The 16,445-nt window shown below is 63.1% G+C and carries 30 protein-coding genes; 18 read left to right on the forward strand and 12 right to left on the reverse strand.

The features are described 5' to 3' along the window. The 4 genes from J8F10_RS09000 to J8F10_RS09015 form a co-directional block, all read right to left on the reverse strand. A complete protein-coding gene (locus J8F10_RS09000) occupies positions 1–816 on the reverse strand; it encodes a DUF1376 domain-containing protein (protein ID WP_210653495.1) in 816 nt (271 codons plus the stop codon). Between the two features lie 162 nt (positions 817–978). Continuing rightward, positions 979–1,353 (reverse strand): RusA family crossover junction endodeoxyribonuclease, encoded by a 375-nt coding sequence (locus J8F10_RS09005; RefSeq protein WP_210653496.1) that lies wholly within the window; start codon positions 1,351–1,353, stop codon positions 979–981. Further along, positions 1,350–1,580 (reverse strand): hypothetical protein, encoded by a 231-nt coding sequence (locus J8F10_RS09010; protein ID WP_210653497.1) that lies wholly within the window; start codon positions 1,578–1,580, stop codon positions 1,350–1,352. Before J8F10_RS09010 ends, J8F10_RS09005 begins: the two co-directional genes overlap by 4 nt. Then, complete coding sequence (locus J8F10_RS09015) at positions 1,570–1,743, reverse strand: hypothetical protein (protein WP_210653498.1); 174 nt, start codon at positions 1,741–1,743, stop codon at positions 1,570–1,572. Before J8F10_RS09015 ends, J8F10_RS09010 begins: the two co-directional genes overlap by 11 nt. A gap of 90 nt (positions 1,744–1,833) precedes the next feature. Here J8F10_RS09015 and J8F10_RS09020 point away from each other — a divergent pair, with 90 nt between their 5' ends. From J8F10_RS09020 to J8F10_RS09050, 7 genes are all read left to right on the forward strand, one after another. Continuing rightward, on the forward strand, positions 1,834–2,907 hold the full coding sequence (locus tag J8F10_RS09020; protein WP_246523100.1) for a PD-(D/E)XK nuclease-like domain-containing protein: 1,074 nt from the start codon (positions 1,834–1,836) through the stop codon (positions 2,905–2,907). 25 nt (positions 2,908–2,932) lie between these two features. Then, the gene (locus J8F10_RS09025; RefSeq protein WP_210653499.1) at positions 2,933–4,177 is read left to right on the forward strand and encodes an AAA family ATPase; all 1,245 of its coding nucleotides are present in this window, start codon (positions 2,933–2,935) and stop codon (positions 4,175–4,177) included. Between the two features lie 9 nt (positions 4,178–4,186). Next, positions 4,187–5,113, forward strand: a complete 927-nt coding sequence (locus J8F10_RS09030; RefSeq protein ID WP_210653500.1) for an AAA family ATPase — start codon at positions 4,187–4,189, stop codon at positions 5,111–5,113. Positions 5,114–5,133: 20 nt separating this feature from the next. Further along, on the forward strand, positions 5,134–5,580 hold the full coding sequence (ssb, locus tag J8F10_RS09035; protein ID WP_210653501.1) for a single-stranded DNA-binding protein: 447 nt from the start codon (positions 5,134–5,136) through the stop codon (positions 5,578–5,580). A 64-nt stretch (positions 5,581–5,644) separates the two neighbouring features. Beyond that, positions 5,645–5,941 (forward strand): DUF2312 domain-containing protein, encoded by a 297-nt coding sequence (locus J8F10_RS09040; protein WP_210653502.1) that lies wholly within the window; start codon positions 5,645–5,647, stop codon positions 5,939–5,941. Further along, positions 5,938–6,498 (forward strand): hypothetical protein, encoded by a 561-nt coding sequence (locus J8F10_RS09045; RefSeq protein ID WP_210653503.1) that lies wholly within the window; start codon positions 5,938–5,940, stop codon positions 6,496–6,498. Before J8F10_RS09040 ends, J8F10_RS09045 begins: the two co-directional genes overlap by 4 nt. Further along, positions 6,495–6,689, forward strand: coding sequence for a hypothetical protein (locus J8F10_RS09050; protein WP_210653504.1), 195 nt, complete (start codon positions 6,495–6,497; stop codon positions 6,687–6,689). The genes J8F10_RS09045 and J8F10_RS09050 overlap by 4 nt, the downstream gene beginning before the upstream one ends. Here the strand turns inward: J8F10_RS09050 and J8F10_RS09055 are convergent. From J8F10_RS09055 to J8F10_RS09075, 5 genes are all read right to left on the reverse strand, one after another. Further along, positions 6,686–6,985 (reverse strand): hypothetical protein, encoded by a 300-nt coding sequence (locus tag J8F10_RS09055; protein ID WP_210653505.1) that lies wholly within the window; start codon positions 6,983–6,985, stop codon positions 6,686–6,688. The genes J8F10_RS09050 and J8F10_RS09055 overlap by 4 nt on opposite strands. After that, complete coding sequence (locus J8F10_RS09060) at positions 6,982–7,254, reverse strand: hypothetical protein (protein ID WP_210653506.1); 273 nt, start codon at positions 7,252–7,254, stop codon at positions 6,982–6,984. Before J8F10_RS09060 ends, J8F10_RS09055 begins: the two co-directional genes overlap by 4 nt. 151 nt (positions 7,255–7,405) lie before the next feature. After that, complete coding sequence (locus J8F10_RS09065) at positions 7,406–8,122, reverse strand: hypothetical protein (RefSeq protein ID WP_210653507.1); 717 nt, start codon at positions 8,120–8,122, stop codon at positions 7,406–7,408. Further along, a complete protein-coding gene (locus J8F10_RS09070) occupies positions 8,119–8,325 on the reverse strand; it encodes a hypothetical protein (RefSeq protein ID WP_210653508.1) in 207 nt (68 codons plus the stop codon). Before J8F10_RS09070 ends, J8F10_RS09065 begins: the two co-directional genes overlap by 4 nt. Then, entirely contained in the window at positions 8,322–8,492 is a 171-nt protein-coding gene (locus J8F10_RS09075; RefSeq protein ID WP_210653509.1) for a hypothetical protein, read from the reverse strand. Before J8F10_RS09075 ends, J8F10_RS09070 begins: the two co-directional genes overlap by 4 nt. A 307-nt stretch (positions 8,493–8,799) precedes the next feature. On the opposite strand from J8F10_RS09075, the gene J8F10_RS09080 reads away from it, so the two are divergent. The 8 genes from J8F10_RS09080 (at position 8,800) to J8F10_RS40310 (ending at position 11,270) form a co-directional block, all read left to right on the forward strand. Then, complete coding sequence (locus tag J8F10_RS09080; RefSeq protein ID WP_210653510.1) at positions 8,800–9,078, forward strand: hypothetical protein; 279 nt, start codon at positions 8,800–8,802, stop codon at positions 9,076–9,078. An 11-nt stretch (positions 9,079–9,089) separates the two neighbouring features. Further along, on the forward strand, positions 9,090–9,251 hold the full coding sequence (locus J8F10_RS09085) for a hypothetical protein (RefSeq protein ID WP_210653511.1): 162 nt from the start codon (positions 9,090–9,092) through the stop codon (positions 9,249–9,251). Further along, positions 9,244–9,540 carry a hypothetical protein gene (locus J8F10_RS09090; protein ID WP_210653512.1) on the forward strand — a complete coding sequence of 99 codons (297 nt, stop codon included), beginning with the start codon at positions 9,244–9,246 and terminating at the stop codon, positions 9,538–9,540. The genes J8F10_RS09085 and J8F10_RS09090 overlap by 8 nt, the downstream gene beginning before the upstream one ends. Next, a complete protein-coding gene (locus J8F10_RS09095; protein ID WP_210653513.1) occupies positions 9,537–9,686 on the forward strand; it encodes a hypothetical protein in 150 nt (49 codons plus the stop codon). Before J8F10_RS09090 ends, J8F10_RS09095 begins: the two co-directional genes overlap by 4 nt. Next, the gene (locus J8F10_RS09100) at positions 9,683–9,934 is read left to right on the forward strand and encodes a hypothetical protein (protein ID WP_210653514.1); all 252 of its coding nucleotides are present in this window, start codon (positions 9,683–9,685) and stop codon (positions 9,932–9,934) included. The genes J8F10_RS09095 and J8F10_RS09100 overlap by 4 nt, the downstream gene beginning before the upstream one ends. Before the next feature lie 287 nt (positions 9,935–10,221). Further along, entirely contained in the window at positions 10,222–10,353 is a 132-nt protein-coding gene (locus J8F10_RS40735) for a DUF551 domain-containing protein (protein ID WP_390891132.1), read from the forward strand. Further along, on the forward strand, positions 10,350–10,508 hold the full coding sequence (locus J8F10_RS09110) for a hypothetical protein (RefSeq protein ID WP_210653516.1): 159 nt from the start codon (positions 10,350–10,352) through the stop codon (positions 10,506–10,508). Before J8F10_RS40735 ends, J8F10_RS09110 begins: the two co-directional genes overlap by 4 nt. 234 nt (positions 10,509–10,742) lie before the next feature. Continuing rightward, entirely contained in the window at positions 10,743–11,270 is a 528-nt protein-coding gene (locus J8F10_RS40310; protein WP_210653517.1) for an AP2 domain-containing protein, read from the forward strand. Positions 11,271–11,420: 150 nt separating this feature from the next. On the opposite strand, the gene J8F10_RS09120 is transcribed toward J8F10_RS40310, so the two are convergent. From J8F10_RS09120 to J8F10_RS09130, 3 genes are read right to left on the reverse strand one after another with little or no spacing between them, the layout of a single operon-like run. After that, positions 11,421–11,741, reverse strand: coding sequence for a hypothetical protein (locus J8F10_RS09120; RefSeq protein ID WP_210653518.1), 321 nt, complete (start codon positions 11,739–11,741; stop codon positions 11,421–11,423). Positions 11,742–11,791: 50 nt separating this feature from the next. After that, on the reverse strand, positions 11,792–12,061 hold the full coding sequence (locus tag J8F10_RS09125) for a hypothetical protein (protein WP_210653519.1): 270 nt from the start codon (positions 12,059–12,061) through the stop codon (positions 11,792–11,794). A 52-nt stretch (positions 12,062–12,113) separates the two neighbouring features. Next, complete coding sequence (locus J8F10_RS09130; protein WP_210653520.1) at positions 12,114–12,314, reverse strand: hypothetical protein; 201 nt, start codon at positions 12,312–12,314, stop codon at positions 12,114–12,116. A gap of 278 nt (positions 12,315–12,592) precedes the next feature. Between J8F10_RS09130 and J8F10_RS09135 the strand changes: the two genes are divergently transcribed. The 3 genes from J8F10_RS09135 (at position 12,593) to J8F10_RS09145 (ending at position 16,436) form a co-directional block, all read left to right on the forward strand. Beyond that, positions 12,593–12,973: a hypothetical protein gene (locus tag J8F10_RS09135; RefSeq protein WP_210653521.1), complete on the forward strand. Its 381-nt coding sequence runs from the start codon at positions 12,593–12,595 to the stop codon at positions 12,971–12,973. A gap of 255 nt (positions 12,974–13,228) precedes the next feature. After that, complete coding sequence (gene mobF / locus J8F10_RS09140; RefSeq protein ID WP_210653522.1) at positions 13,229–16,009, forward strand: MobF family relaxase; 2,781 nt, start codon at positions 13,229–13,231, stop codon at positions 16,007–16,009. Continuing rightward, the gene (locus J8F10_RS09145) at positions 15,999–16,436 is read left to right on the forward strand and encodes a hypothetical protein (protein WP_210653523.1); all 438 of its coding nucleotides are present in this window, start codon (positions 15,999–16,001) and stop codon (positions 16,434–16,436) included. Before mobF ends, J8F10_RS09145 begins: the two co-directional genes overlap by 11 nt. Positions 16,437–16,445: the final 9 nt, after the last annotated feature.

The raw sequence follows: 16,445 nt of genomic DNA on the forward strand, positions 1-16,445 counted from the left end.
TCAGGTGACCTCGAAGCCGGCGGTTCCGGCGCGGTAGTCTTGTTCGGCGAATCCGCCGTGGTTGGTGCGGGGCTTTGCATGTCGAATCTCTCCTTTCGGAAGTGGGGCTTCTCTCCGTGATTTGGCATTGGCTACGTCCTGGGTAAATAGCCCCCACCCGCGGGGCTGGACCTGCTTCTCGTGAAGTCGCTTGATTTCGGGCAAGATGTCCAGGTCAACACTCGCTCCGGACGTAATCCATTGGTGGATCACGCTCGTGTTTTGGGTGGCGAGCTGGGGGAACAGGGAACAGCCGTATTCGTAGACCCGCTGGAAAGCTGTCAACTTCGCGCGCGATTCATCGTCCTCTTCTATTACTGCAGTAGAAGATGAAGAAGCAGAAGAAGAGTTGACGTTTGGTTGAACCGGCGGCGGTGCGGCCGGTTGGCACTTGGTTGAACCACCGTTGGAAATCGCCCGTTTCTCAGCACGTTTGGCGGCGCTCTTCCGCCCGCCCTCGGCTGACTTTCGCTGCCACGCGGCCTGTTTTTCGGCCTCTTCGAGGAGTCGATGGTTGGTGAGGAAGCCCGGTTTCGCAGGGTGCGGCATGAAGCAATGACGGACCACCGACGAACCACCGTTCAACCACCCTTCGCCGAGACGCGACAGCCTGCTAAGCACGGTGTCGTCGTCGGGCAGCGAGCAGTCGCCGGAATCCCAGCAGTACGCAAGAAGTCGTATGTATGCCCCCTCGTACTCGGGAGGCATAAGTGCGATTTTGGAAGAAGATAGCCAGTCCTTGGCGTAGAACTGGAACGCTGGTGATTTGCTCGTCATAAGCCCCCTGGCTGTTCCCTGGATGGGAGTCGGGGAAAGCGGCCAGGGGGTCCACCTTGTCGGCTTCGGGAGCTACCCGTCGCCTATCCCCGCTCTGATAAGCTCACGGGGGAGCTGTTCGACCACTACCACAGCCCGTCCATCTTGACGAGGATTTTATCGTTAAGGGTAGTTAACCAGATTGCTTGCTGATAGCGGTTCTATCGTGACCGTCACTCCAGGCGTGTGGCCCCACTCCACTGTGCCTCGGTGGATGAGCGAATCGTCCGCCAGAATCGCCCGCTTGACGAGGAAGTCGCTTACGACCTTCTCCAGGTTGAACACGTCTCTGGCCCGCTTGTCTGGCCTGCCGAACGCGTACAGCACCTCCACAGGTTCCACGTGGCGGTGGAAGCGGTCAGGTTGCTTCAGCAGTGCTTCGAGAGCGTCGGCTTGCCACGCCTTGTAGCGGGAGCTGGGAAAACGGCCGCCGGTGCGGGGGTTGTTCACGAACAGGTTGTTCACCGAAGGGGGGAATGGAAGCCAGAGACGGGTCAAGTCTGCCCCGTGTGGCCATCCACCCCTGCGACCTTCGCCTTCAGGTCGGCGACCGCCTTCGTCAATTTGGCAATGTCCGCCTCGAGCAACGCGATTCGCTCCTGCTGGCGTTCGCGGCCGGAGTGATTGGAATCGGCCCAATAGTCCATGAGTGCGAAAAGAGCGTCCCGGTCGGAGAAGCCCCTCCTGACGAAGGACTGGAACAGCGTTTTCGACTCACTCTGCATTAACGAAGCGTTCCAGCTTTTCGCGGGTCGGCGACTGCAACCGCTTTGTTTTCCCGTTCAGCAACCGCATGACAGAGTGACGACTCGTCCCGGAAAGCTCTTCAAGTGCGCGAATGCTGCCCGCAATCTTGACCGCAGCTCGCGCTAAAAAAACATCATTCATGGTCGCACTTTCTGCTTGCGCGTGGTTTCAATCCGTGGTTTAAATTGGCCACGCTGAATGAAGAATGTCAACAAATGAATGGAGCCAAGGATGGCAAACAAGCAACGCCCCGTCGTCGAGCCAGGCATTTACTTCGATATGCCCGAGGATGTCTATCACGCTGCCGAGGGGCTGTCGTGCAGTGGCATAAAGCACCTCACCGTATCGAAGTTGAACTATTGGCACCGGAACCTGAACCCCGACCGCGAGCCCGAGGAGGACACGGGGGCGCGGCGGTTCGGCAAGGCCACGCACTGCTACGCCCTGGAGCCCGAGCGGTTCGCCCGCCACTTCGCCATGAAGCTGTCGCCGGAGGACTACCCCGGCGCGCTGGTCACGGCGGACGACATGAAGGCGTTCCTCGAAGCGAACGGCCTGCCGAAGTCTGCCAAAAAGAAGTCCGACCTCATTGAACGCATCGTCGCGAGCGGGCTCCCTGCCGTCATCTGGGACCTCGAACTGGAGCGCCACGCCGCCGAACACGCGGGCAAGACATTCCTCGGCAAGGAAGAGTCGAAGAAGATCGCCGGGGCCGGCGCGGCCATGGCCGCCGACCCATACGTCACGGCCGCCCTCAGCGGGGGCATGCCGGAGGTATCGTTCTTCGTCCGAGACCCCGAGACGGGGGTGATGCTCAAGGCACGGATGGATTACGTGCGGCCCCGCTCCACCGTGGACATCAAGACGTTCTCCAACTCGCGCGGCAAGCCGGTCGAGAAGGCCGTCTTCGAAGCCATCTTCTACGAGGGCTACCTCATCCAGTGCGTCCTCTACAACTTCGTCCGCGAACAGGCCCGGCAACTCCTGGCCGCCGGGGAAATATGCACCCACGGGGACGTGAGCGAGCAGTGGCTGAAAGAGTTCACCGAGAGCGAGGAACACGGGTTCGTGCTGGTGTTCATCGAATCCGCACCTCCGTTCGACCTGCGAATGGTGCTCATGAAGGAGGCGGGCGCGGTCGGGGCGGATCTGAACGTGTACTGGTCGTCCGCGTATATGCGAATTAGTGACATGAAAAACCTGTACGCGGAGTGCATCACCAAGTACGGCGACGGACCGTGGCGGGACCACCCGCCGCCGCACCAGCTCGACGATACCGACCTTCCCATGCTGATGTTCAGCTAGCCAACCAACTGAAAGGATTTACCCAATGAAAATACTCCAACTTACTGCCGAGAACGTGAAGAAACTTAAGGTGGTGGACATCACCCCCGGCACCGACGTGGTCCAGATCACGGGCAAGAACGGGTCCGGCAAGACGTCGGTTCTCGACTCCATCTGGTGGGCGCTGGGCGGCACCAAGGAGATTCAGGCGATGCCGATCCGCAAGGGGCAGGAAAGTGCCCGAATCAAGCTTGACCTCGGCGAGATCGTCGTGACCCGGAAGTTCACCGACAAGGGCTCGACTCTGACGGTAGAGAACGCCGAGGGGGCACGGTTCCCGTCCCCTCAGAAGATGCTCGACGACCTCATCGGAGAGTTGTCGTTCGACCCACTGGCGTTCGCCACGATGGACGGAGCGAAGCAATACACCGAGCTGAAGCGCATCGCAAAGATCGAGGTCGATTTGGACGCCCTCGATGCCCAGAACAAGCTGGATTACGAAACGCGAACCCTCCGCAACCGCGAGGAGAAGGAGTATCGCACGCGGGCGGAGGGCTTCGAGTTCAAGTTCGAGGCGATGGAACAGCCGATCGACGTGGACGCTCTGGTCAACGAACTCTCCACCGCGGCCCAGCACAACGCGGACATTGATACACGGGCGCAACGTCGAGAGGACACCGCCGCCCAGATCCAGGCCACCCACGCGGAGATCGTCCTGCTGGAAGCTAAAGTGGCTGCCATGAAAAAGCAGGTCGCCGACTGGCAGGAGAAGCTCGACACGGCCGAACCGTTACCGGCCAAAATCGTGGTCGATGACCTCCGTACTCGGATTGCCGAGGCCCAGGCGCGTAACGCTGAATTCTCCCTCCGAGCTGAACGAACCAAGCTCCTCGATCAGGCGAAGACGGCCGAGGCCGCGAGCGAAGTCCTGACCGCGAAGATGGCCGAGCGGACTAAAACGAAGGAGGGAGCCATCTCGGCCGCGAAGATGCCGATCGACGGCCTGTCGCTGTCGGAAGGCCGGGTGCTGCTTAACGGCATCCCGTTCGACCAGTCGTCCGGGGCCGAACAGCTCCGCACCAGCGTCGCCATTGCCATGGCCGCCAACCCGAAACTCAAGGTGATCCGCATTAAGGACGGGTCGCTGCTCGACGACGACGGACTCGCCATCATCGAAGGGATGGCCAAGGGGAACGGCTACCAGGTGTGGATCGAGCGTGTCGACTCCTCCGGGAAGATCGGCATCGTGATGGAAGACGGGGCTGTCTCCCGCGCCAACGAAGCGGCGTAGGGGGTGACTATGACCTTCACCATCAGCCCCGCAAAGCGGAAAGCCGTCCCGATGCTCATCAGCCTGGCCGGGGTCTCCGGCTCGGGCAAAACCTACTCCGCGCTGCTACTCGCCGCCGGCCTCGCTGGGAAGGGCCCTGTTGGGTTCCTCGACACCGAGAACGGCCGCGGCAGCATGTACGCCGACAGCCCAGGGATCATGGCCGCCATGCCGGACGGCTACGAGATCGCCGAGATGAAGGAGCCGTTTGCCCCGGCGCGGTACTCCGACGCAGTCGAGGCGTTCGAGAAGCACGGGTGCAGGGTGCTGGTGATCGACAGCATGACCCACGAGTGGGAAGGTGACGGCGGTTGCTCGGACATCGCCGAGAACAACAAGATGCGGGGGACGCCGAACTGGATTATGGCAAAGCGCGAGCACAAGCGGCTGATGAACCACCTTCTCGCGTCCGGGATGCACCTCATCTTCTGCCTCCGCGCCCGTGAGAAGATCAAGGTGGTGCGGAACGATAAGGGCAAGGAGGAGTTTCTGCCCATCGGTCTGCAGCCGATCCAGGAGAAGAACTTCACGTTCGAGATGACTCTGTCCCTGCTGCTGGAAGAGGGGACGCACCGTCCGATCGTCACGAAGTGCCCCGAACCGCTCTTACCGCTATTCGCCGGCGAGCAACCCCTCGTCACGAAAGAGATGGGCCGCAAATTGCGCGCGTGGTCTGACGGCGGCGCACCTGCCGAGGAGAATCCCGAAGTGCTGTTCAGGCAGGGGTCTGAATACGCCGCCCAAGGAACAGCCGCTTATGTGGCGTTCTGGGAGACGCTGACGGGGAAGCAGCAGAAACTCCTGCTCCCGAAGCACGACGAGAACAAGGAACTCGCGCGGATGGCAGACGATAGACAGAAGGTCGCCGACCCCTCACCTCGTGAACTCAACTTCTAACTCAACCGAAAGGAAAATCAATGTCCGGAAGTCTAAATAAAGTCTGCCTTATCGGCAACCTGGGGAAAGACCCCGAGATTCGCTCAACGCAGGACGGGCGGGAGATCGCCAACCTCACCGTCGCCACATCCGAGAGCTGGAAAGACAAGAACAGCGGAGAACGTAAGGAGCGCACGGAATGGCATCGCGTGGTCATCTTCTCCGAAGGGCTGGTCAAGGTCGCCAAGAACTGGCTGGCCAAAGGCTCGAAGGTGTACCTCGAAGGGCAGCTTCAAACCCGGAAGTGGACCGACCAGTCGGGCGTCGATAGGTACAGCACGGAAGTGGTGCTTCAGGGCTACGGCGCGGCGCTCACCATGCTGAACAAGGTCGATCGTGACGGGGGCCACGAAGAAGATGATGCTCCCCCCGCCCAGCGGCCACAACAGCCTCCTTCCGAACTGCTCGACGACGAGATCCCCTTCTGAAGAGGAATTCACTGAGCGTGGTGCGAAGCAAAACCAGGATTAGCATGAAAGAGAAAGAATGCCTATGACCCAAGTCGGACACAACAGCAATAAGCCCCGCGCAGGCGGGGTGGCGGTAGATCAACTCAAGAGCATCATCGCTCGCGTGGAGAAGCTCGAAGAGGAAAAGAAGGGCATCGCGGACGACATCAAGGACGTGTTCGCCGAGGCCCGGGGGAATGGCTGGGACGTGAAGGCTATCCGCCAGATCCTGAAAATCCGGAAGATGGACCAGAGCGAGCGCGAGGAGGCGGAGAACATCCTCGACACCTACATGAGCGCCCTCGGGATGCTCCCGCTGTTCGAGGAAGACGGGGAATGACGCCCCAGCTTCTTCCCCCTGTCGTCGTCAGCGGCTTCGGACGGTGCGGCTCGTCGCTGGTGATGCAAATGCTGCACGCGGCCGGCTTTCCGGTGACCGGCGACTACCCCTCGTTCGAGTGCGAGGAGTACGGCTTAGGCGGGGAACCGCCGCCGGCAGGTGCCTCTAAAGTCATCAACCCCGAATGCAACCCGCCGCCCGGTGGGCCGTACCGCTGGATATGGCTGGATCGCAATCATGCCCAGCAGGCGAAGTCGCAGGCGAAATTGCTGCGAGAGCTTGCGGGCATCAGGCTGCCCCGGCGGGATGTGCGGGTGCTGGCCTGTAGCTACGCACCCGCCCGGCGGGATGCGTTCGATGTCATGCGGCGGCTCGGTGGTCCCGTACTGGTGATGAGCTTCGAGGAACTCGTTTCCGACCCCTGCGCTTCCGCTAAGCGGATCAGCGACTTTGTCGGCTGCGGACAGATCGAGCAGATGGCTAACGTCGTCAAAAAGCGAAGCGCCGACTGCCTGCCCTATCTGCTTGAGAGGGAACTACTTCAGGGGGCAGCATGACGCTGGTTTACGAACACGGCAATCGTCGCGCCGAGGTCGATGGGGCGATCGTTTCTTTCTTCCGGCTGTCCGGGGACAAGCGGCGGAGCAAGTTCGCCTGCTGGTGGAAGTCCTGCGGAACAGCGCAGCAGGCCGAATGGCTTGCCGAGCGATGGGCTTACCGGGGTGAAATCGGACGGCTTGGCGTTTAGCTTCGCCGCCTGCCCGGCCTGACTGTAAACGGCTGCATCCCGACGGCGTACCTTGCGGGGTAGACCCGGATCGTCCGGCCGTGCTCGTCGGTGTAGATGCTGATGGGCTGGGGGCCGGGTTCCGGCTCCGGCGTGGGGAACATCGGCCGCTGCGTGGTTTTGATGCCCAGCGCCCGCCTCGCGTTGCTGATGGCGCTGGGGTCAAGCAGGCCGTAGTGGTCGGCGATCGCCGCGTCGGTCATCCCGCTTGCGACCAGTTCCCGTAGCTCGGCCTCCCTCTCCCGCCACCCGGTCACACGACCCACGCCGGGTTAGCATTTACCTGCGCTAGGCCCTGGGCTTTCAGGACGCGGTTCGTCTCCCGCATGACCCGGTCGAGCTTGGCAGGCTGGCCGTCGAGCAGGAGGGTTTCCGGACGCTCGCCGAAGCGGCTGCCGAGAGTGGCCTGGGCGACGGATAGGGGGTTAGGCTTGTTTACCGGGGTGAACTTGTTCTGCTCGGTCGGAGACTTAACCGGGGGCGAGGGTTTGCTGGGGCGGTAGAGCACGATGGGCGGTTTGGTCATTGCTGCCTCCGCTTCCGGCGGATGTTGCTTCCGCCCCAGCTCCACCGTCCTTCCAGCTCCCGTGCTCGCTGTCGCTCGATGTGCAGCGTGGCCATTTCCGGACTACCGCTCGCGGGGCACGCCGTCACCCCGCGTTTCCGGATGAACTCCGCTACCATGTCCGCCTCACTGCGCCGCTCGCCCCGCTGGACGACGGCGCGAGGGCTTCCCCCGGCGACTTGCCCTCCCGCCGCTGGCAGGATGAGATGAAGAAGTTCAGGTCGTCGAGTTCGACATCGTAGTCACCAGCGATCGCGCGGCGGTCCGGGCTTTTCGTAAGCCGAGCTTTGATGTCCGGCCAATCGTCGTCGGTCAACGGCTGCCCGGGGTCGCGCTTGCCGGCGTAACCACTGTGGTCTGACGCCAGCTTCTCGTAGGGAACGGGGGCGTAGGGCTTTACAGGTGCAGGTAGGGGTGGCGCGGGAACGGAGTGTTCCTCCGACGATTTGCCCTCTTTCTCCGCCCGCTTCTTGGCCTGCATGGCGCGCATCCGCTCCGAGGCCGCAGCACGGGCTTCCGGCGAGAAGTTACGCTTCTTCCTGGGCTGAACGTCCCGAGCAGGTTCCGAGGCAACGGGGGTTGGCTCTGGCTCGTCGTCCGCCGGATCAGCGGCAACGGCTTCGGGCTCGTCTGCTTCTGGCTGGCACGGAGTCTCGCTCGATTCAACCGAATCCGGCAAGGGCGGTAACTGAACAACGGTGCTCACAACGGTCACTGCTTCCTGGCCCAATACCTCGATGATCGCCTCAACCGCCGCCTTCACCTCTGAGGGTGGGTTCTTGTCGAGCGACCAGCCCTTCAGCACGAAGGCGTGATGCAGCGGGGTCATTTCGAGTCCTTCGGGCTGTGGCGGTTGAACCGATGCATCTCTCCCGGCAAGAGCACCCGCTGGTCGCCCAGCGGGGCCAGCACGGACTCGATGGCCGCCACCAGCGCCAGAAACGTGTCGTCCGTGGGCATGGCGCGGGTGTCACGCTCGGGATGCAGTTTGGCGTACTGTTCCCGCGTCAGGGCGAGGAGATCCACCTTCATGCGGCCTCCACGGGGGCGAACATCGCCTCCTGCTGGATGCGGGTGACGGCACGCTCGGCATCGCGGAGGCGAGCGTAGGTGCGGGTGCCGCGCAGTGTCGGCTTGCCGTTGCCGTCGAGCAGCTCGACGACGTGGCCTTGCTTCGTCTTGGTGATTTGGAACTTCATGTGTCTTCCCCCTGTTGATGTTTTCAGTCGTGGCGCCTTGGCTTTCGTTTGGCATGGGTCGGCGGGTTCCATGCGGCGATCTCCGCCGGGACGTAGCGCACTTCGCCACCCCCCACCGGAACCGCTTTCGGGCATCCGGGTTTTTCCACCCTGTACTTGAACGTGTTGAGGCTACACCCCTTTAAGGCGGCTGCCTCTGTGGGGGTAAGTAGCTGTTCTAACTCGGCTTCTGTGAATGTTCGCACTGGCTGCAAATATCTGTTGCGCTAACGGTTTACTTCAGGCACTCTGCATTCACTGAAAACACATGTCAACCGAAAACGAAGAATCGCACATGCTGAACTTTACGCTGAACGCGACAGATTACGAGGTAGCCGAGTACCACGGCGGCTGGTCGTGGCTTGACGTGAACCGCAACGAAGAAAGCCTCTCGTTCTTCGCCACGCCGCTCGAAGCCCAGCAGGATGCCATCAAGTGGGAGGCTGGGCGCGGGCGGCGCGAAGAGAATGCCGAAGAAGAAGAACGCGAAAGGCTTGAGGCAGCAAACGACCGAGGCACTTATCGGAAACCACGCACACCATGGTAAAGGAGACACCTATGAAGATCGACCCGTTAACCGCAGTGCTCGACCCGCTGCTGTTCCAGCAGTACATGCAGGAACCGAAAGTGGTGATCAGCAACGTGCCTTTCGCCGATTGGAAAGCCCGCTGCCGACCCGTCGCCACCAACCCCGCGACGGTGGAGCACGGCGATGAATAGGATGCACCGCCCCGGCCTCACCCTGTGGCACACGGCAGTCTGCTGCCTGCTCGTGGCGATGTCCACCACCCTGACGATGAAGCCGGAGCCGGTGGGGTATTCGCCGGAGTCCCGCCGGGCGATGAACGCTCTCGTCGCCAGCACCTCGCAGCCAAAGGGCTACGCGGTGTACGACAGTGGCACACGGGCGGATCAGATCGCCGAGTTGTGGGGCGTTACCGACCTCGCGAAGGCCGAGGCAGTGCTGAAGCTGCTGGACGGGAAGCGGTTCAGGGAGAGCGGGCTATGAGCGACTTCCAGTTCCTGATTCTGACGGCCCTGCTGTGCTACCTGATCGCCGCGATGGACCGCTCCGGGGAAAACAAGCCGGTGTTCTTCGCCCTATCCGCAGTGGCCGCCAGCCTTGCCCTGTTCTGTGCAGGGTTTCAGCCATGACCGCCGCCTTCACCCACGGCCAGGAGGTCATGGTGCTCGACGCACGGGGCAACTACGAGTGCCGTGGCCGCGTCATGGGGGTGCATCGCTGCAACCCGACCATCTACGACGTGCAGCCTTTGGAGAGCGACAGGCTCGCGGCCAGAAAGATCGGAATCCCTGAGCGGCAGGTGCAGGCGGTGCCCGCACCCATCCTGGCCTACGAGCGGCGTGACGATCAACCCAAGCACATCAAGGACGAAGCATGACCGACACCCGCACGAAAAGCCCCCTCACCCCCGAGCAGCGGGCGCAATGTCGGGAGGCGTTTGAAAGTCGCCACGCTGGAAACAGCCCGTCACGCTATCTCTCTGACGGTACGGATAGACCAAGCTATCTGCTTTATGAAGAAGGCTACGAAGAAGCATGGTCTGCGGCGCAGGCGGGGCGGTGGATGCCGATTGAGAGCGCGCCGAAGGACGGGTCTAGCCTTTTGCTGCGTCACTACGAGCAAGTCATCGAAGGGCGTTACTCACGGAGCGAGATACTTGGGCACATGGGTAGCCGCAGGGTGCAGCTATGGCGCACCGCAGCAGGTGTGATCCATGAGCATGAGCCCCAGCCCACCCACTGGATGCCCCTCCCCACCCCACCCACACAGCCCATCAGCGGGGAGAACGGGGTATGAGCGAGTTCTTCATCATCGCCATTTCCTTCCTCACTATGTGCTGGCTCTGCTGGCTCGACTCACGCCTTCCCCAGTCACCGCCGTGCCCCTGCGAGGCGGTGTACGGGCTGGAGACGTGCCCCGATTGCGGGCGGGACCCGTACCGCGATTACTGAGAACTTGCGCCAGCCGTGACGCCGTGGCAGAAAGGACAAAGCCGCCCTGCACTGGAATGCTGGGGCGGCTTTTTACCGGAGCGAAAGGAACTCGCCGTGGCTGAGTCAGGCTTACACTACTTCCGCATTGCACTTCAAGAGATGAATGCTCGGCTGGCGCCCAAGCCGGAGCGGCAAGCCAAGCCACCGAAGCCACCCCGCCCACCACGTCCGGCTTTTCCCGCGAGCAATGCCGTGCCGCCACCCCCGGCCCAGGATGACTACACCGGAGCGGTGTGCCTGCTGCACTCCCTGACCGATCTGTACCCAGTCTATCTGGAGGTGCTGGTGGATGCCGAGGACTTGCAGCGGCTTTCGGCTAGAAAATGGCACCTAACTCGGTGCAGAAGGGAGTGCGGGCTTCGCGTTGCCAGCTATCTGGGAGGCTACCTGCACTGCGTTGTCATGAACGCCCCCAAGGGCAAAGTCGTTGACCACATCTACCACCGGACTCTCGACAATCGGAAAAGCCAGTTGCGGGTTTGCACCACGCGAGAGAACAACGTCAACCGGCGACCACGTGCAGGCAAGGTGAGCCAGTTCAAAGGCGTTTACCAGTCCAAGAGAACAGGCAAGTGGTTCGTCCACGCCGGGCCACGGGGAGGACGGGTTTTCATCAGCGGCTTCGATTCCGAGACCGACGCAGCCCGTGCGTACAACGAGCTGGCGAGGCATCTTTACGGTTCAATGGCTTACCAAAACCGCATCGGGCTAACCCCTTGATTTTGCTCTTGCTCCGTGCAATCACCGGCTTGGCACCCCCTTCCAAAGTGAAGGGCATGGGACTGTAAGCAAAAATATCTTCGGCCAAAACCGCCCACGCGAACGGGGCCAGGGGAACTCCCCCAGCCCAGGACGGCTAAGTCGGGCGGCTTACTCGCCCCGGCTGAGGTACTCCGCGTAGTTTTGAATGTGTCGGTCAACGGCCTGGAGCATGTCGTAGCAGGGCGATAGCACCTCCTCTCGTTTTTCCTTCTCCGGGGGAAGCCGTAGCGAGGCGAGCCGGGTCGCCCCCTCGAAGGCGATTCCAATTTTTCCGTACTCGCCCGGAACCGGGTTCAAGGTGGCGGTTTCGTCTTCGAGTTGCAGTAGTGCGTCGAGCGCCGACAATTCAATCGTGGCGGCCACATGCACGAGGCCGGTTTCGGGGTCAACGTTCGTTGGGAATAGGTGCAGGGTCATGATGAGTGGCATTGCTTCGTCCTTTCAGGTTGGGCGGGGCTGCGAACCCCGCCCGGTTGATTTCACTTCGCGGACACGTTGTCCGACTGCTTTCGCCCGGCGGCGTCCGCCCGCTTCTGGTTCACAATCCAGCGGTACGCCTCGCGCATCAGTTCCGCCATCGCCAGCAGGTCGTCGGTGTTCAGGCTGTCGGTTTCTTTCCACGTCTCGTCGCCTTGGCGATAGCTTCGGGTGGGGTTGGCGGTGTAGTAGGTCTTGCCTTCGGTGTTGGTGTTCCGCCAGATTACGACTTGCAGGCAGCCATCGCGGAGCTTGTGGGCGGGTGAACTCATGGTGTTGTCCTTTCCGTAGTAGGTGGGGGCGGAGTTAACCGCCCCCGGTTGGTTAAGCTGCGGTCGCGTCTGCAACGGCTTTTTCAGCATCCACTACGTTGCTTTGCGTCTGGTGCTTCAACCAGCGGCCTTTGTCGTAGTCGTAGCCTGCGGATTTGAGCGCCTTCCGCTGCTCAAGGGTGGGCGTGCCGACGAATTCCACCGTGGCGGTGTAGCTGTGGCGGACGAGGGCTTGAAGGGTGTTGGTGGTCATGGTGTAGGCTCCTTTGTTAAGTGGTTTTGAAGGTTATCGCTGCAAAGCGGCGATACCTTCTGCCACGTGGCGAACGGCGGGGGTGTGGTCGTCAGGGCTGGACGGGCGGCGATTTTGACTTCCGCGAGGAGGCCGCAGGCCGGGGAAAATCGTTGACCGTCCACCGAAGGCGTGGCCTTGACGACCGAGGGGCAGCCGGCCCCTGGACATGAATCAACCGGCGGTCAGCCGTGCTTCCATTGAATACGGTGACGTGGTGCGGTAGCAGGAGGGTGCTCGTGGAACAGAACCGCTTCGGCCGCGGGATGCGGTGGCTGTTGATGGCGTGCGGCCCGATGAACCTAGGCGGGGTCGCCGTGTTCGCCCCGCCGTTCCCGCACCTCCGCAACATGGTCGGCCTGCCCGAGGCGCACCCGCTGTATCTGTGGGTGCTGACCGCTTGGCTGCCGCTGTTCGGGGTGGCTTACTTCTGGATGGGCTGGACGGGGAAGGCGGACAGGACGTTCCTGACGGTCGGGACGGCGGGGAAGGCGACATTCGCGGTCATCCTTCTCGGCTTGTGGGGGAACGGCGAGCTGCCGATGATGGCCGGTCTGGTCGGCCTGCCCGACCTGGTGCTCGCGGGCGTGTTCGCCGCATGGCTGTGGCGGACGGGGTGAGGTGCTGCGGGCCGGGCTGATTAACCACCGACACGGCAAGCCGAGTCTCCCGGAATCGTGGTCGTCGCGCGAACGCCGCCGCAGCACAAGGTGACCGTAGCGTGCCTGCTCCGCTCGTACAAGCACTTCCGCGATAGGGATTCTCCGGGCCGCGAAGCGGGTCGCTTGCGACGAAACCCCGGAGCAGCCCGGCCATCGCCCATTTACTCCTTGCTTACAATTGGTCATCTGCGCTACAGGTGGCCGATGATTCGCATGAGAGACATACGCGACGCAAAAAGTGCCGCGTCATATTACGGCAAGTCAGATGGCGGGTATTACCTCGGCGCGTCTGACCTCCGCCGCGAGGTCGGTGGCAACGCCGCCTCCCTGCTCGGCATTTCCGGTGTCCCCGACCCCGACCAATTCAAGCGGCTCCTCCAGGGCCTGCACCCCGAGACCGGCGAGCAACTCACCTCGAAGCTCGTTGACGGCAGGCTGGCCGGCTGGGACATCACGGCCTCGATTCCCAAGGGCGTGACCATCGCCATCGAACGTGGTGACGCCCGCATCCACGACGCCCTGTGGGAAGCCGCCCGCGAGACGATGGCCGAAGTCGAGGGGATGATTGCCACCCGGAAGCGGAAGGGCGGCGCGATGGAAGACCGGGTGACCGGCAACCTCATGTGGTTCGGGTTCGAGCACCCTGAGACGCGGCCCGCCCGGTCGGACGGGATGCCTGACCCCGACCGGCACATCCACCTGGTCGTCCCGAACCTGACCTTCGACACGGTCGAGGGTGAGTGGAAGGCCATCAAGTTCCGCCCCGTGATGGAACTGCGGAAGTACTTCGACCGCGCCTTCGACGCCCGGTTAGCCAGAAAGCTGACTGACCTCGGCTACGGCATCGAGACCCGCATGAAACCGGACGGGCAAGGCGGCAAGCGGTTCTACACCTGGGACATCAAGGACATGCCGAAGTCGGTGGTGGAGAAATTCTCCCGTCGCACGGCGGAGGTTGAGGCACTGGCCGAGAAGCTCGGCATCGACGGCCCGGCGAAAGACAAGCTCGGTGCAACGTCGCGGCAGTTCAAGCGGGACGACATGACGCTGGAGGATTACCGCCGCTACTGGGACGGCCGCGTGACGCCGGACGAAGCCCGGCAGGTGGCCGAGGTCATCCGGTCGGCGATGCTCGGGCAGAACCCGCCGGAGAAGGGCAGCGTGCGAGAGGCGGTGGAGTATTCGCTGTCGCACAACTTCGAGCGGCGGTCGGTGGTCGCTCAGCCCCAGGTCGCGATAACCGCCCTGGAACGCGGCATGGGCGTGGTGCGGCCGGAAGACGTGATGCCGGAAGCGAAGCGGCAGGGGCTGCTGTTGAAGGACGGCGAGGCGACGACGCGGGACGTGCTGGCCGAGGAGCAGAAGGTCATCGCGTTCGCCCGTGGCGGGCGTGGGTCGTGCCGGGCGATGGGCAACGAAAAAGGCCGCCCCAACGAGTCGGAGCGGCCTTCAGGCAGAGGGCTTGCTCCCCATAGACTCGACCACACTGCCACACCCTCCCCCGAACGGCAAGCGGTTTCTGCGCCAGCCCTCTCCCCTGAGCAGGCCGTCATGGTGAACCACGTCCTCACCTCGCCCGACCGGGTGATGCTGGTGGTGGGCGACGCGGGCACGGGCAAGACATTCGCGGTGCGGCAGGCGTTCCAGCGGATCGACCGTCCGGTGGACATCATCGCCCCCGGCGCCGAGGCGTCACGCGGCGTGCTGCGGCGGGAAGGCTTCCAGAATGCCGACACCGTCACCGCGTTCTTGAACAGCGCGCAGCGGCAGCAGGCGGTGAAGAACGGCGTCATCTGGGTGGACGAGGCCGGGCAGCTTCCCATCCGCGACCTGTCCCGGCTGGTGGCCGTGGCGGAAGCCCAGAACGCCCGGCTGGTGCTTCAGGGCGACCCGAAGCAGCACCGCGCCGTGGCGCGCGACGGGAACATGCTCCGGGTGCTGGAGCGGTACGCGGGGCTTCCAGTGGCGCGGCTCAAGGACATCCGCCGCCAGAAGGGGGATTACAAGCAGGCGGTGGCTTCCATCGCGGCGGGGAACATCACCGACGGTTTCGACAAGCTGAACGCCCTCGGCTGGGTGAAGCAGACGCCGGTGTTCGACCACAACCAGCCCCTGGTGGACGCCTACCTCGAAGCGGTGGACACCAAGCGCAGCGACCAGGACATCACCGACCGCGTGCTGGCCGTGTCGCCGACGCACGCCGAGGCGAACGAGGTCACAGCGGCCATCCGCGACGGGCTGAAGCAGCGCGGGCTGCTGGCCACGGAGGAGCGCACCGTCCCCACCCTCACCCCGCTGCACTGGACGGACGCCGAGAAGGCCGACCTGGAGCGGTACGACGGCACCGAAGTTGTGCGATACCACCGCGACGGGGGAACGTTCAAGGCCGGGCGGGTCGTCGCCATCGCGGACTTCAAGCCGGGCGACCGGCTGGGCAAGCCGACTACCTTCGCGGTGTACTCGCCGGCGGAGCTGCAACTAGCCGAGGGCGACCGCATCCGCATCACCGGCGGCGGCTGGACGACGGACAAGAAGCACCGCCTCGACAACGGGGCGCAGTATCAGGTGGCGGGGTTCGAGGAATCCGGCGCCATCCGGCTCACGAACGGCTGGCACATCCCGGCGGGCTTCGGTCACCTCGCCCACGGCTACGTCGCCACCTCGCACTCTTCTCAGGGGAAGACCGTTGACCGCGTGCTCATCGCCATGGGGCACGAGTCGCTCCCGGCCATCACCGCCGAGCAGTTCTACGTCAGCGTGTCACGAGGCCGCGACCAGGCGACCGTCTTCACCGGCATGGCTCCGGCGGTGCTTCGTGACGCCATCAAGCGGGCGGACGAGCGGAAGTCAGCGACGGAGTTGATGAAGCCGAAGCGGCGACGGGAGTGGTGGATGGCGCGGCGCGCACGGCAGGTGTGGGAAGCCTTGCGCGGGCGTAGCAAGGGTGGTATGTCCGAGCGGCAAAAGCAGAAGGAGCACAGCCATGCAAGGTAAGTTTTCGGCATTCCGTAAGAACGGCGAAGTGGCGGAAGATGTGCCGCCGCAACAGGACGCCGGGGGCGACGAGGAGGCGCTGCCGTTCACCGCGATGACGCCGCAGTCGTGGCCGCGTCCGGCGAACAAGACGCTGCCGCGCCTGCACATCGTCAAGAAGGACGGCAGCGTGGTCACGATGATGTATTTTCACCTTGATAGCCACGCGACCTACAAGGGTGGCGAGTTCACGCTGCTGTTCACGGGGGCCAAGCACTGGCAGGTGACGGTCAAGGGAAGCGGGCCGAAGTTCTGGGAGGTTTATGATTACCTCACGCTCGCCCGCTGGCCGTTCCTGGTAGAGGCCACGCATGGGTTCAAGGCCGGCGACGGCGACACGGTGTTCGACTCCATCGACATCAAGGACGTGTCGCCGAAAGAGCGGTGACTCAGGGCG

The sequence above is a fragment of the Gemmata palustris genome (assembly GCF_017939745.1).
In the GTDB taxonomy this organism is placed as follows: Bacteria; Planctomycetota; Planctomycetia; order Gemmatales; family Gemmataceae; genus Gemmata; species Gemmata palustris.

What these genes read in the sequence shown, in the direction of transcription:
- J8F10_RS09000 (WP_210653495.1), bottom strand. Translation starts at nt 816, where the DNA reads ATGACGAGCAAATCACCAGCGTTCCAGTTCTACGCCAAGGACTGGCTA.
- J8F10_RS09010 (WP_210653497.1), bottom strand. Translation starts at nt 1,580, where the DNA reads ATGCAGAGTGAGTCGAAAACGCTGTTCCAGTCCTTCGTCAGGAGGGGC.
- J8F10_RS09015 (WP_210653498.1), bottom strand. Translation starts at nt 1,743, where the DNA reads ATGAATGATGTTTTTTTAGCGCGAGCTGCGGTCAAGATTGCGGGCAGC.
- J8F10_RS09020 (WP_246523100.1), top strand. Translation starts at nt 1,834, where the DNA reads ATGGCAAACAAGCAACGCCCCGTCGTCGAGCCAGGCATTTACTTCGAT.
- J8F10_RS09025 (WP_210653499.1), top strand. Translation starts at nt 2,933, where the DNA reads ATGAAAATACTCCAACTTACTGCCGAGAACGTGAAGAAACTTAAGGTG.
- J8F10_RS09030 (WP_210653500.1), top strand. Translation starts at nt 4,187, where the DNA reads ATGACCTTCACCATCAGCCCCGCAAAGCGGAAAGCCGTCCCGATGCTC.
- ssb (WP_210653501.1), top strand. Translation starts at nt 5,134, where the DNA reads ATGTCCGGAAGTCTAAATAAAGTCTGCCTTATCGGCAACCTGGGGAAA.
- J8F10_RS09040 (WP_210653502.1), top strand. Translation starts at nt 5,645, where the DNA reads ATGACCCAAGTCGGACACAACAGCAATAAGCCCCGCGCAGGCGGGGTG.
- J8F10_RS09045 (WP_210653503.1), top strand. Translation starts at nt 5,938, where the DNA reads ATGACGCCCCAGCTTCTTCCCCCTGTCGTCGTCAGCGGCTTCGGACGG.
- J8F10_RS09050 (WP_210653504.1), top strand. Translation starts at nt 6,495, where the DNA reads ATGACGCTGGTTTACGAACACGGCAATCGTCGCGCCGAGGTCGATGGG.
- J8F10_RS09060 (WP_210653506.1), bottom strand. Translation starts at nt 7,254, where the DNA reads ATGACCAAACCGCCCATCGTGCTCTACCGCCCCAGCAAACCCTCGCCC.
- J8F10_RS09065 (WP_210653507.1), bottom strand. Translation starts at nt 8,122, where the DNA reads ATGACCCCGCTGCATCACGCCTTCGTGCTGAAGGGCTGGTCGCTCGAC.
- J8F10_RS09070 (WP_210653508.1), bottom strand. Translation starts at nt 8,325, where the DNA reads ATGAAGGTGGATCTCCTCGCCCTGACGCGGGAACAGTACGCCAAACTG.
- J8F10_RS09075 (WP_210653509.1), bottom strand. Translation starts at nt 8,492, where the DNA reads ATGAAGTTCCAAATCACCAAGACGAAGCAAGGCCACGTCGTCGAGCTG.
- J8F10_RS09080 (WP_210653510.1), top strand. Translation starts at nt 8,800, where the DNA reads ATGTCAACCGAAAACGAAGAATCGCACATGCTGAACTTTACGCTGAAC.
- J8F10_RS09085 (WP_210653511.1), top strand. Translation starts at nt 9,090, where the DNA reads ATGAAGATCGACCCGTTAACCGCAGTGCTCGACCCGCTGCTGTTCCAG.
- J8F10_RS09090 (WP_210653512.1), top strand. Translation starts at nt 9,244, where the DNA reads ATGAATAGGATGCACCGCCCCGGCCTCACCCTGTGGCACACGGCAGTC.
- J8F10_RS09095 (WP_210653513.1), top strand. Translation starts at nt 9,537, where the DNA reads ATGAGCGACTTCCAGTTCCTGATTCTGACGGCCCTGCTGTGCTACCTG.
- J8F10_RS09100 (WP_210653514.1), top strand. Translation starts at nt 9,683, where the DNA reads ATGACCGCCGCCTTCACCCACGGCCAGGAGGTCATGGTGCTCGACGCA.
- J8F10_RS40735 (WP_390891132.1), top strand. Translation starts at nt 10,222, where the DNA reads ATGGGTAGCCGCAGGGTGCAGCTATGGCGCACCGCAGCAGGTGTGATC.
- J8F10_RS09110 (WP_210653516.1), top strand. Translation starts at nt 10,350, where the DNA reads ATGAGCGAGTTCTTCATCATCGCCATTTCCTTCCTCACTATGTGCTGG.
- J8F10_RS09120 (WP_210653518.1), bottom strand. Translation starts at nt 11,741, where the DNA reads ATGCCACTCATCATGACCCTGCACCTATTCCCAACGAACGTTGACCCC.
- J8F10_RS09125 (WP_210653519.1), bottom strand. Translation starts at nt 12,061, where the DNA reads ATGAGTTCACCCGCCCACAAGCTCCGCGATGGCTGCCTGCAAGTCGTA.
- J8F10_RS09130 (WP_210653520.1), bottom strand. Translation starts at nt 12,314, where the DNA reads ATGACCACCAACACCCTTCAAGCCCTCGTCCGCCACAGCTACACCGCC.
- mobF (WP_210653522.1), top strand. Translation starts at nt 13,229, where the DNA reads ATGAGAGACATACGCGACGCAAAAAGTGCCGCGTCATATTACGGCAAG.
- J8F10_RS09145 (WP_210653523.1), top strand. Translation starts at nt 15,999, where the DNA reads ATGCAAGGTAAGTTTTCGGCATTCCGTAAGAACGGCGAAGTGGCGGAA.